Origin of the sequence: Sphingomonas sp. TDK1 (assembly GCF_001650735.1) — a bacterium.
Lineage (GTDB): Bacteria > Pseudomonadota > Alphaproteobacteria > Sphingomonadales > Sphingomonadaceae > Sphingomonas.
Genome location: NZ_LXVY01000033.1, coordinates 18330 through 30241, shown reverse-complemented (window position 1 = coordinate 30241; position 11912 = coordinate 18330). Strand labels below are relative to the sequence as shown.

Here is an 11912-nt window from a genome sequence, read left to right as displayed (position 1 = left end):
AGTTCGTTGGCGGTGTGCAGTCAGACGGTGCCGTGTCGAGCTACGCGCTCGACACGCGATACCAGACGGTGACACAGCAATGATCTACGCGGTCGCCGCCATTGCCACGCTGGCGCAGCAATGCGCGCCGGAAATCGCGACCGAAGCGGTTGTGCCGCTCGTCATGACGGAGAGTAGCGGCGACTCCCTCAAGATCAACGTCAACAAGGGGCCGCGCGTTCGTGCCGGCTCCGTCGCTGAAGGCGCAGCGATCGTCCGTCGCTATGTCGCTGCTGGCTACACCGTCGATGTCGGCTTGGCCCAGGTCAATTCGGCCAATTTCGCGCGCCTCGGGGTCTCGGTCGAAGAGGTGTTCGATCCTTGCACCAATCTGCGGCTCGCTTCCGCTGTGCTGCAAGAAGGCTATGGTCTGGCAACCCGGCATTACACGGGCCTCGATGCGATCTCCGCGACCTATTCGCTCTACAATACCGGAACGCTGACGCGGGGATTTCGCAACGGCTATGTCGGCCGCGTGTGGTCGGCCGCGGCCGCGCTGGGTTCCGTCCAGGCGCCGCCAGCTCTCCCCGTTCCTTCCACGCCCGCGAGCGACACGCCGGCCTCGAATAACGGGCCAGCGAACGATCGCGATAGCTGGGTGGTCGGCCAAATTGCTTCCAACGATATCGAGGTCTTCAAATGAGCGAGACCAATTCCATCGCGCCCAGCACGCGCGCCGATACGCGGCTCGTGGTCAGCAGCTTTTCTCCCAGCGCCGACTATCGCGACCAAGAGCAAGTCGCGATCTATGCTGGGAAGGATGCGACTTTGATTGCCACCACGGGCAACAGCCGCGATCCGCTCGCCGAAGATCGCGCCCGGAAGCTGGTGGCGGACCCGGATTTCAAGCGTCTGGTGGAATCGAGGGCGCCGGAAGCCAAAGAGGCTCTGGGCGTCGGCACGCATATAGACGGACAGGGCGGCGTTCGCCTGCCCGAGCAAATGTCAGCGCTGAGCCGGCCCGGTTCGGAAGGCGCTCCCGATGTGGTGATTGCCGAACATGGGGCCGATCACGGCAAAGACCTTGCCGAAAGCCTCGCCCAAAGCGCGTCCATCCAATCGGCGCTTGCGCAGGCCGCTCCCGAACGGTCCACGTTCGAGATCCCGCCCGATATGGCGAAGCGGTACTCCATGCGGGTTGTCGAATCCCCCGATGGTGGCAATCGACGCCTCGGCGTGTTCTTTGCCGGGGATCGGTTGAACCCGTCGCTCGAAATCATCGATGACCGGATCATCGCCCGCGACGAAGATCCCGAAACGATAGCTGCGCTGGTCAGACTCGCGCAGCATAATGGCTGGGAAACGATTGACGTTCATGGGACGCCCGAGTTTACCAAGGCGGTATGGGAGGCCGGCTCCCGCGCCGGTTTGACGGTCAAAGGTTACGAGCCGTCGTTCGCCGAAGCCGAGCGGATGGCGGGCCTGCGGAGCCGGGAAGAGGAGCGCAGGCAGGAAGCGGCGACGCGTGGAGCGCCGGCCAACGCCGCCCAAACCGCCGAGCGGGCCGTGCAGGCCATGGAAACGGTCGCGAGCGCCGCATCGGAAAGCGATGGCGCCGTCGGCTCCCCGGAAGTCGATGCGAGCGCCCAGCGCAGACCTTCTCCGGCCGCAGCTCGCGAAGCCGGCGAGAGGGCCGCGCTCGACGAGCGGGCGATCGTCGAGCGCGTGTTCGAGCGGGGAATCCGGGAGCTGGAGACGAGCGGCGATCCGCGTGCGCGCGCGGTCCGCGAGACGGCATCGGCGCTGGTCGATCAGATCTATGGGGCTCAGGAGGAGCGGGCGGTCGCGCGTTCGACACGCGATCAGGATCGCCAGCCCCAGCCCGAGCGGGACGCCCAGGTCGTTCGCGAGGAGCGCCAGCGATCAGAAGAGGCCAAGCGGCATCGCGATAGCGAGGAACTGGCTGACTTATTTCTCCACGGTGCTGCCGACACGATCGCGGCCGAACCGCGCCTTGCCAACGCGCTCCAGGCGCAGGCGGCCATGGAACAGCATATCGCCGAGGTCTTCAAAGGGGATGCGATGCAGGTTGCGTCGGAGACCCGTGACAGTCGGCAGATGATCTCGGACGTGCTTCGGCGCGGCCTTGATGTGTCGGTCCGCGAACCGGCTCCCGTTCGGCGAATAGAGCCGGTCCAGTCCTCCCCAACATTGGAGAGGTAATTCCAGCCATGGAGTACCGTATGAAATTCACATCGAAGTTGGGCCGGATGATGTCCGATCGCCGCGCCCGCCAACTCGTCGGCTTCGCCGGCGCCCTGGCCCTCATCTCGATCGCGCAGCCGGCCCTTGCGGACGGCACCGCCATCGAGAGCGGCCTTACGACCATCAAGACATGGATGACCACGATCGCGTCCGTGGTCGGCATCATCGCCGTGATGGCCGTCGGCTATGCAAAGCTGACCGGCCGCATGGATTGGGGGCGGGCCGTCACCGTGCTGATCGGGATCGGCATCATCTTCTCGGCCGCGACCATCGTGGGCTGGATGGGCGGATCGGGCAGCTAACATGGACAAGCTGGCCGAGGATAAGGTCTTTCTCGCCCTGACCAGGCCATCGGTGTTCATGGGATTGCCGCTGGAGGCGATCCTGCCGATCATCATGGTCTGCATGGTTTTTTGGGGGATCATGCACAATCCCTTCTTCCCCCTGGCCATGTTCGGAGCGCTCTACTTCCCGGCCCGCATGATAGTCCACTACGACTACAATGCGTTTCGGCTGTGGGGCCTTTGGTTTCAGACCGTATTTCTCTCCAAAAACCGCAAATTCTGGGGGGGCGGGAGCTACTCTCCCGTCCGCCTGTCCCAAGGCGTGAAGCGGAAGCAATTCGGCAATGGCTAAATTCACCCTGAAGCACAAACAGGTCGCCCTTCGCGAAGCGGATGACATCAAATTCATCCCCTACACGCGGCATGTCGATGACACGATCGTCGCGCTGGAAGACGGCTCACTCATGCGGATGTATCGCGTCGACGGGCGGCCGTTCGAGACGAGCGACATCGCCGATCTCAACACATGGCATAACAAGCTCAACATCGCGTGGCGCTCGATCGGTGACGATCGGGTTGCCCTCTGGACGCACCTCGTCCGCACGGCGACGGACCCTATCCTTGAAGGCGAGTTCCATTCCGATTTCGCCCGCACGCTACAGGAGCGTTACGCGGAGCGGCTGAAGGAAAAGGTTCTCTACCACAACGAGTTTTACGTCACGATCATCGTGCGGCCCTCGAACATGGCCGGCGACCAGGTGACACGCCTTTTCGCCAAGCGCCAACCCGGTGCGGAGATTGACGATCGCGCTCTCGCGATCATGGCAGACAAATGCCGCGATTTTGAATCGCTGCTGGCGGACACAAGCCCGACGCCGCTCTCGCTCTACGAGCATAACGGCAACCTTTTCTCGCAACCCATGGAGGTGCTGCACTTCATCCTGACCGGCGACCGCATCCGCGTGCCGCTGTTGAACGGGCGGCTCGGGCAGGCCCTCTATACGTCGCGGGTGATCTTCGGGCGCGAGGCCGCTGAAATTCGGCTCCCCGACAAGTCGCACTGGCTCGGTATGTTCGGCGTCCGCGAATATGTCGCCACGACGCGGACGGGGCAGTTCAATAGCCTGCTGACGCTCGATTTCCCGTTCGTGCTGACGCAGAGCTTCGCGCCGCTGGTAAAGTCCGTGGCGAGCGAGCGCTTCACGAAAAAATACAAGCAAATGGTGTCGTCCGACGATGCCGGCGTCAGTCAGGCCATGGAGCTGCTGGATGGCGTCGATGATCTGATGGCGAACCGCTTCGTCCTGGGCGAGCATCATTTGTCGATCGCGGTGATGGACGATGACAAGCGGCGCCTGCTCGATCGACTCTCCATTGCGCGTTCCGCCGCGGCCGATACCGGCATGGTGATGGCCCGCGAGGACGTGGCGCTGGAAGCGGCGTTTTGGGCGCAGCTTCCCGGCAATTTCAAAATGCGGGCGCGGCCTGCGGTCATCAACAGCCGCAATTTCGCAGCCCTCAGCCCGTTCTACACCTTCCCTGCGGGTCGCAAGTCGGGAACGCGAAACATGAATTACACGGTGCAGGGCGACTCCTCGCTCCAGCCCACCGAGATCTCCGACAATGGCGAGTTCACGGTGCTGCGCTACCCAGGCCACGCCGACATACCTTCAATTTTTGCCGTTGACGTGGACGGGACCGAGACGATCGTTCCCTACGACGTGCGCGAGGATTTTGTCGTGATCCATGCGGTCTATCGGCAGCTTCGGCTCCGTCGCGGCAACGTGGTGCTGTGCATCTACAATGAAGCGCCCCCTCGCAACGATCGCGGCGATCGGACGGGGACCGTCTCCAACATCGTCGAACGTAAAGTGAAGGGGCAGTAAGATGGCCGATAACCTCATTGACCGCGGCGGCGAAGTCGGCGCCGATACCGTCCCCCCCAGCGAGCAGAGCAGCCCCATTGCGCGCAGCGGCGGTTGGGGAAATATCGCTTTCCTCGGCGCCGGCCTCGCACTGATCGGCACCATGGGCGGCATTGCGATCGGCTATGGTGCATTCCACCATTCCGGCTCCGCAAAGCCCGCCGAGCAGCCGGCAAAAGCCAGCGATCGGGCCGTGGCCGATGTGATGGGATCACCGAACGCGCAGCGCGCGCAGCTCGCCGGCCAGCTCGGCCAACCCAATGCCCCGCAAACCGATATGTTCGGCCGCCCGATCGCGGCGACGCCTAACCAGGCTACCGATGCGAACGGGAATCCGGCGCCGGTGTCGGCGAATGGTCAGGAGACGCCAGAGCAGAAGCGAGCCGAACAGGCACGCTCGATGGCGGATGCTGCGCGCCGATCGCCGATCATGGCGTTCGGCAGCACGGGTATCGCATCCGCCGGATCACCGGGGACAAGCCTCGTCTCGGCCGAGCAACCGCAAGGGAATGGCCAGCCTCAAGGCGATGGGCAGGGCCAAGGGCAAGGCCAGCCAGGCGGCCCGCGCAACTTCGGGGCCAGCGGCTTCGGGCAGAATGATGATGCCGGCCCGTCGGGTAAGGGATCGACCGATTTCAGCGATCAGCTCAACCATGCGGCGATCCAGACAGTACGGGCGAGCGTGATCCCCGATCGGAGCCTTCTGTTGAGCGCTGGCACGGTCATACCCTGCACTCTGCAGACGGCCATCAACTCGACGCAGGCGGGCTTCGTGAACTGCGTCATCAATCATGACGTCTATTCGGAAAATGGTCGCATCGTCCTGCTCGACAAAGGGACGAAGGTGCTGGGGCAATATTCGGGCGGCATCACACAGGGGCAGGCTCGCTTGTTCGTCCTATGGACGCGCGCACTCACGCCGCGCGGTGTGGCGATCGACTTGGGATCGCCTGCGGCTGATAGCCTTGGCCGCGCCGGCCTGCCGGGAGGCGTCGATACGCAGTTTTGGGCGCGCTTCGGCATGGGGCTTGTGATCTCGGTGCTGGAAGATGCGTCGAACATCGCCAGTCGCGCCGTCGCCGGCGAAGGCACCTACTCGACACAGGTTCCGGGCAATACTGCACAGACGGTCCTCAACCAAACCATGCAGATCAAGCCGATCCTGAAGAAGAATCAGGGCGATACGGCTGCAATCTTCGTCGCCAAGGATTTCGATTTCCGGTCCGTCTATGACGTGCGACTGAGGCGCTGATTTGTGGCGTCGTCGATATACCAGCACAATGCGGCGCCGATAGAGCGTCACCTAGCCCGCGAGGACGTGACGGAGCTGGTCATCAATGAGCCGGGCCTGATCGGCTTGGAGACGCGCAACGGTTGGGAATGGCATAAGGAGCCGGCATTGGACAATGCGGCCCTCATGACGCTCGCGAAGCTCATCGCAGGTCTGACCAAACAGGATGTCACCGCCGAATATCCGATCGTCTCCTCGGTTCTTCCGGGAGGCGAGCGCGCGCAGGTCGTCGTCCCCCCTGCCGTGGAGCGGGGCTTCGTCTCGATCACGATCCGGAAAGCGTCGGGCGTCTCTATGGACATCGACGATTTCGACCGCGCCGGGCTTTTCAGTGAGGTCCGCGCTCATGGCCTGCATGAAGAGGTCGACTCCGCGCTGATGCGATTTCGCGAGGCCGGCGACTGGAAGGGCTTCTTCCGGCTCGCGGTCGAATCCCGCAAAAATATCCTGATCTCCGGCGCCACGGGTTCCGGCAAGACGAGCTTCTCCAAGGGCCTGATTAGGCTCATTCCCGATTACGAGCGCATCCTGACGATCGAAGACACCCGCGAGCTGGTGGTGCCACAGCGCAACCACGTCCACATGATGTATTCTAAGGACGGAAAGGGCCTTCAAAAAGCTGGCGCAAAGGAATTGCTGGAATCGGCGTTGCGTATGCGACCCGATCGCATCCTGCTCCAAGAGCTACGCGACGGCACCGCCTTCTTCTATCTGCGCAACGTCAATAGCGGCCATCCAGGCTCGATAACCACGGTCCATGCCAATACGGCCGAAGGTGCGCTGGAACAGCTTACGCTGCTGGTCAAGGAATCGGAAGGCGGCAACGATCTCGATCGGCACGACATCCGCGCCCTGTTGCGCTCGCTGGTTGATATCGTCGTGCAGATGCACCGCCTTCCCCCAGGTGACGGGAAGCCGGCGCGCTATCGTATGACGGAAGTGTGGTTCGATCCTGCGGGCAAGCCTCGCGATTAGATTCGAGCGGAGGATCGCATTATGAGCGGCAAAATGGTTCGCAACCAAGGGGCGTCCGAGCCGGCCGCCATCGCGTTCCTCGTCATCATAGGCTTGATGATAAGCGCCGCGATCGGCGCCGTGGTGGTCCTTTGGAAGGCGCATCTCCTCTCGGCGCACACGCCCTGGGCGCGCGTTCCGGGTGCATTATGGTCGATGCGCCACTTGCCGATCGTGTGGAAGCCGTTTCTCGCCGGTTTCTTCATCGCCTTCGCGGTCTGCCTGATCGGTATCGTGTCGTCGCTTTTCACGGGCCAGAAGCTCCACGGCGAAGCCCGCTGGGCGCGGATCGGCGAGGTCCGCAAGGCCAAGCTCTTGGAGGATGCCGGCATTCTCCTCGGCCGCATCAATGGCAAGTTCATGCGCTTTGGGGGAACCGAGCATGTCTTGCTCGAAGCACCCACCCGCGCCGGCAAGGGCGTCGGCGTCGTGATCCCGAACCTTCTCCAATGGCCGGATTCGGTTGTCGTCCTCGATGTGAAGCAAGAGAATTGGGCGGCGACAGCAGGCTTTCGGATGACGAACCTTCGCCAGCAAACACTCTTGTTCAACCCGCTCGATGCCCACGGTCGCACATGCCGCTACAACCCGCTCGCGTACATCAACCGACGCGATCAGGTCGAAGTCGTCAACGAGCTGCAAAAAATCAGCGTCATGCTTTTTCCCCTGCCCCTGCAGGGCGAGACGTTTTGGGCGGAAAGCGCAAGGACGGCGTTTCTCGGTGTCGCGGCCTATGTCGCCGCCACGGTGGATGATGGCGACGATGCGCTCCCCTTCACCATCGGCGAAATCTACCGCCAATTCGCCGCCGGCGATGCACAAAAGCGATTTCCCAAAATCATCTCGCAGCGCGAGCGGGAGGGCAAACCGCTATCAGGGGCGTGCGTGTCGGCGCTGCGGGATTGGATCATGGCCTCGGCCAATACCTTCACGTCAACCCGCCAGTCCGTCACCGCCAAGATCAATCTGTGGCTGAACCCCTATGTCGATGCGGCAACGGCTGTCAGCGATTTCGATCTGCGCGAGTTCCGCGACAAGCGGATCTCGCTCTATCTCGGCGTCTCGCCGGATGATCTGGATCGCGTGGCACCGATCTATGGCCTGCTTTTCCAGCAGCTCATTGACCTCAATGTCCGCGAGCTGCCCTCGGGCAACAAGCACCAGGTTCGCTTGCTGCTCTTGCTCGACGAGTTCTCGCGCCTCGGCCGCGCGTCGGTGATCGCCAATGGCTTCAGCTATGTCGCCGGCTATGGCATTCGCCTCCTCCCCGTCATCCAGAGCGGAGCGCAGCTCGAGAACGTCTATGGGCCGAAAGTCGCCACGGAGATTGAATCCAACTGCGGCGTCCAAATGGTCATGCGCCCCGCGACCAACGATGATGCGAAGGATATTTCCGAACGGCTTGGCACTTATACGTTTCGCGCCAAGTCGCGCTCCTTCGGCATGTGGGGCCGTGGGGGCGGCTCGGTATCGGAATCCGATCAGCGCCGGCCCCTGATGCTTCCTCAAGAGCTGATGCAGCTCCCCGAAAAGGACATGATCGTCCTGCGCCTCGGCATCCCGCCCGTCTATGGCAAGAAAATCCGCTATTATACGGAGAAGGCCATGGTCGCGCTGACCAAGATCCCCGCACCGCAAATGCCGAACATTCGACCCGATCCCACCGCACCGATAAACAGCCTGCGGGTGATCGCCGCGGCCGAGGCGGATGATAATGGCGCCCTTGGCTCGGCCCCGCCTGCTCATGGTCCTGGGCCGCAATCCGGAGGCGGAGGCACGGCCCCGACCCACCATCGCTTGAACCAAGCCGCGATCGCCGCCGCCATGGCCGCGCCTGCCGGGGAACGCACCAGCAAGCTTTTCCAACATATTGTCATGGTAGGCGAGCCAAAGGTCGCTTAGCGTTATGTGATCTTACCCTCGTCGGTGCGGTGACGCGAAGGCGGATCGGCTGCACAAGAGAGGCAGGCGCCTTGAAACCGATGGCAGTTTTTGCCATAATGGTAGTGAGGTGATTTATGGCTTCGATGAACGTCTCCCTTCCGGACCCTATGCGGGATTACGTCCAGCGCCGCATCGACAGCGGGCATTATGCCAGCGTGAGTGATTATGTTCGCGATCTCATTCGGCGCGATCAGGGCGAGACGCAGGATGTCGAACGGTGGCTGCATGATCTTGACGCCTCGATCGAACGCGGCCTTGCCGATGCCGAGGCGGGGCGCACCCACGACCTCGACGACGCCTGCGATGCTATCATCGACAGGATTCGGACACGGGCAAGCGCTCAGCCGCAATGAAAGTCATCCTGACGCCGGATGCGCTGGCCGACCTCGATCACATCGCCGAGCATATCGAAAAGGACAATCCCGCGAGAGCCATCAGCTTTGTTGAGGAATTGCGTGAGGCGGCCCGTCGCCTTGCCGATCTGCCCCAAGGCTATCCTCTGGTGCCTCGCTATGAGCGCTACGGTATCCGTCGCCGTTCCTATCGCCGCTATGGCATCCTCTACCGGCCAGAAGCCCACCGTATCCTGATCCTGCGCTTTCTTGGCCCCGGTCAAGATCATGATCGCGCGCTCCAATTGGTGTGAGCGATCGCTTGCTAGGGATTGATCGGAGCGAAGGCGGGCCAGTCACGACTTTTGAGGCCGGGCTGTGACAGGAAGCTCGGGCCGTCCAGCAACAGCGTCATGCGCGTGTAGCCGATCCTGAGGGATTCGAGCGGCACCGCTCGCAATGTCTCTTCAAGACCGGCATATCGCTCGTCCGAGATCACCACATAGTTTATCCTGCCGGTCGAACATTCGATAAGGGCCTCGACAACCCGGCCCAGATTCATCCCGCTCTTGTCATCAACCGCCATGCCGATCAGGCCGGTCGCGGTGAACAGGTTCGGCGTATCGGATCTTTGGCTGGCTGTTTCGGCCGATCGGCCGCCATCCTCATATTTGGTCTGCTGCCCCAACCATCGCCAGATACCAACTAGGTTCGTCAGCATCAGGAATCCATTGGTGGCAACCAAGGCTGTCTGTCCTGTGGCGTAGCCCAATGTGGTCCAGCAAACCGAGCTGATGCTGAACACCACGAAGCCCCAGCCCGTCACGCGCGCGCCCAGGTTGGAAGCCGTCATCATCGCCGCGATCATCGTCGCGATCGTGGCGATCCAACCGACGAGACTTATCATTGTCCCACCCCTCGCTGCGGCCCGCGTGCGGGCGGCGCAACCGGCAACGCCTTCACGCCGGCTGCGCCGACGCTTCCGTTGTCGGGAGCGAAACAGCCGCCTCGCTCGTCAACAGCCGGAAGGTGAAGCTCTCTTGCAGGTACAGCTCGACCGCCTCGGCGGTGTGGCTGAGATAGCCGATCGACAAATCCTGTCCGAGATCGAGTTCGAAATCGCCGCCCCGCGTTGTCAGGACGACGCCGCCCATGATGCCCGGCGCCCAGATGATATCGCCGTCCACCAGACGATTGATGTGCTGGAGCACCGGATAGCCCTCCTCGCTGCCGCCGCTGATCGCGGTGAACGGATCATCGCCCAGCACCAGTCGATAAGGCCCCTCGACCCCGGCAAGGCGCAACCGATCGACGGCTTGGGCGACGATGGCGGGATATCCGGCGACGGCCGTGGGCAGCGGCACCGGCTCGTTGCTCGCGCCGGGACGGATGCCGCCGATATCGGCAGCGGCATAGCCATCAAAGATCGCGCGATTTTCGGCAAAGGCGATCGTGCGGGCGGCTTCCTTGAGCGGTTGCCAGTCCGAATCCTCGGAGCCGCGCTCCACATCGTCGATCGCCGCGCGGGTCAGCGTGAAGGGCACGCGCAGTTCGACCACGGCGTTGACCGCACGCCGCACGGCTTGGACGCCATCGCTGGGCGCATCGATCGGCTTGGTGTGGCCCGTTCCCACGGCCGCGAGCGTGGCCCCCTTCGGTTCCGGCACGTCCACGACGCGGCGCGCGGCCAGATAGCGCTTGAGAGTTCGGGTCGCTTCTTGGTCGATTTGCGCCCAAGCGGCGTCGGAGATGGGGGCGAGTTCGCGATGGAGGTTATTCATGTCCTGCCTCATCTTTGAGTGATCCAATGCGCAGCGATCCATCCGATGCTGACGAGGGCTCCGGTGCCGGCGCCGTGGATGCGGGCGCCTCGGCTACCGCCTCATCGCCATCGGCCGTGGCTGGCTCCGGCGTTACCTCGTCCAGAAAATCAGCCGACGGCACGAAATAAAGCGAGCCGGTCACGGCCCGGCTAACATCGAGCAAGCGATCGTAATTGCCGGGTGGCAAACCGATGAACATATTGTCGAGCATCCGCTCGATGCGGGTCGGCGAGCGGGCGTAACCGATGAAATAGGTGCCGAACTCGCCCTTACCAACATCGCCGAACGGCATGTTATCGCGCAGGATCTGGAGTTGCTCGCCGTCCTCCTCGATGTTGGTGAGCACGTTATGCGCGAAGCTCGGCTTGGCCGCCTCGTCCAGCTCGATGTCCGACAGCTTCTCGCGCCCTACGATCTTCTCCTGCTGCTCCACGGGAATCGCGTTCCACTTGTCGAGGTCGTGGAGGTATTTCTGGACGATCACATAGCTGCCGCCAGCGAAGACCGGATCGTCCGCCGCCCCGATCACCGTGGCATCTCTGGCTCCCTGCTCGACGGGGTTTTCCGTCCCGTCGACAAATCCCAGCAGGTCGCGATCGTCGAAGTAGCGGAAGCCATGCACCTCGTCCGTCACCGAGGCGAAGCCGGCGAGACGCTTCACGATCTGCGCCGCCATCTCGAAACACAAATCCTGACGCGCGGCGCGAATGTGAAACAGCAGGTCGCCGGGCGTCGAAGGCGCATGATGGACGCCGCGGATTTCCCGGAACGGATGCAGTTCCTTCGGCCGCGGCGCTCCGAATAGCCGGTCCCAAGCATCGGAGCCGATCCCCATGATGCAGGAAAGTCCGCCGTCTGCCGCCCGGAAGCCCACGCCACGAACCAGCGACGACAGGATGGCGCAAAGACCCCGCACCCCCGCTTCCGGCTTCTCCCCGGCGCCCATCGAGACGACCAGAAAGATCGCAGCGCGGGTAAGCCGGGCATCGACGGCCTGGGAACGAGCGGTAACATCTTGAGAGACGGTAGAAGGCACGTTCAACTCCCTGAATGGT

13 protein-coding genes are annotated in these 11912 nt (G+C 62.8%); 10 read left to right on the top strand and 3 right to left on the bottom strand.

Annotation, left to right across the window (positions count from 1 at the left end):
- Positions 1-79 precede the first annotated feature (79 nt).
- The 10 genes from A7X12_RS16790 to A7X12_RS16745 all read left to right on the top strand — a co-directional run bounded on the left by A7X12_RS16790 (position 80) and on the right by A7X12_RS16745 (position 9348).
- Positions 80-682, top strand: coding sequence for a lytic transglycosylase domain-containing protein (locus tag A7X12_RS16790; protein ID WP_017980863.1), 603 nt, complete (start codon positions 80-82; stop codon positions 680-682).
- Positions 679-2202, top strand: coding sequence for an LPD7 domain-containing protein (locus tag A7X12_RS16785; RefSeq protein ID WP_017980862.1), 1524 nt, complete (start codon positions 679-681; stop codon positions 2200-2202). The genes A7X12_RS16790 and A7X12_RS16785 overlap by 4 nt, the downstream gene beginning before the upstream one ends.
- Before the next feature lie 20 nt (positions 2203-2222).
- Positions 2223-2546, top strand: a complete 324-nt coding sequence (locus tag A7X12_RS16780) for a TrbC/VirB2 family protein (protein WP_017980861.1) — start codon at positions 2223-2225, stop codon at positions 2544-2546.
- 1 nt (position 2547) lies between these two features.
- The gene (locus tag A7X12_RS16775) at positions 2548-2880 is read left to right on the top strand and encodes a type IV secretion system protein VirB3 (RefSeq protein ID WP_017980860.1); all 333 of its coding nucleotides are present in this window, start codon (positions 2548-2550) and stop codon (positions 2878-2880) included.
- Positions 2873-4414, top strand: a complete 1542-nt coding sequence (locus A7X12_RS26635) for a TrbG/VirB9 family P-type conjugative transfer protein (protein WP_084445621.1) — start codon at positions 2873-2875, stop codon at positions 4412-4414. Before A7X12_RS16775 ends, A7X12_RS26635 begins: the two co-directional genes overlap by 8 nt.
- A gap of 142 nt (positions 4415-4556) precedes the next feature.
- Positions 4557-5705, top strand: coding sequence for a type IV secretion system protein VirB10 (gene virB10, locus A7X12_RS16765; protein ID WP_231292104.1), 1149 nt, complete (start codon positions 4557-4559; stop codon positions 5703-5705).
- 3 nt (positions 5706-5708) lie between these two features.
- The gene (virB11, locus tag A7X12_RS16760; RefSeq protein ID WP_024310571.1) at positions 5709-6719 is read left to right on the top strand and encodes a P-type DNA transfer ATPase VirB11; all 1011 of its coding nucleotides are present in this window, start codon (positions 5709-5711) and stop codon (positions 6717-6719) included.
- A gap of 21 nt (positions 6720-6740) precedes the next feature.
- A complete protein-coding gene (locus A7X12_RS16755; RefSeq protein WP_017980852.1) occupies positions 6741-8660 on the top strand; it encodes a type IV secretory system conjugative DNA transfer family protein in 1920 nt (639 codons plus the stop codon).
- A gap of 116 nt (positions 8661-8776) precedes the next feature.
- The gene (locus tag A7X12_RS16750) at positions 8777-9055 is read left to right on the top strand and encodes a type II toxin-antitoxin system ParD family antitoxin (protein WP_021233332.1); all 279 of its coding nucleotides are present in this window, start codon (positions 8777-8779) and stop codon (positions 9053-9055) included.
- On the top strand, positions 9052-9348 hold the full coding sequence (locus A7X12_RS16745) for a type II toxin-antitoxin system RelE/ParE family toxin (RefSeq protein ID WP_021233331.1): 297 nt from the start codon (positions 9052-9054) through the stop codon (positions 9346-9348). The genes A7X12_RS16750 and A7X12_RS16745 overlap by 4 nt, the downstream gene beginning before the upstream one ends.
- An 11-nt stretch (positions 9349-9359) precedes the next feature.
- On the opposite strand, the gene A7X12_RS16740 is transcribed toward A7X12_RS16745, so the two are convergent.
- Genes A7X12_RS16740 through A7X12_RS16730 form a run of 3 tightly spaced genes read right to left on the bottom strand, consistent with a single transcriptional unit; the run spans position 9360 to position 11893 of the window.
- Complete coding sequence (locus tag A7X12_RS16740) at positions 9360-9941, bottom strand: PRC-barrel domain-containing protein (RefSeq protein ID WP_017980849.1); 582 nt, start codon at positions 9939-9941, stop codon at positions 9360-9362.
- A 52-nt stretch (positions 9942-9993) separates the two neighbouring features.
- Positions 9994-10815, bottom strand: a complete 822-nt coding sequence (locus A7X12_RS16735; protein WP_017980848.1) for a family 1 encapsulin nanocompartment shell protein — start codon at positions 10813-10815, stop codon at positions 9994-9996.
- Complete coding sequence (locus A7X12_RS16730) at positions 10808-11893, bottom strand: Dyp-type peroxidase (RefSeq protein ID WP_026151879.1); 1086 nt, start codon at positions 11891-11893, stop codon at positions 10808-10810. Before A7X12_RS16730 ends, A7X12_RS16735 begins: the two co-directional genes overlap by 8 nt.
- Between the last annotated feature and the right edge of the window lie 19 nt (positions 11894-11912).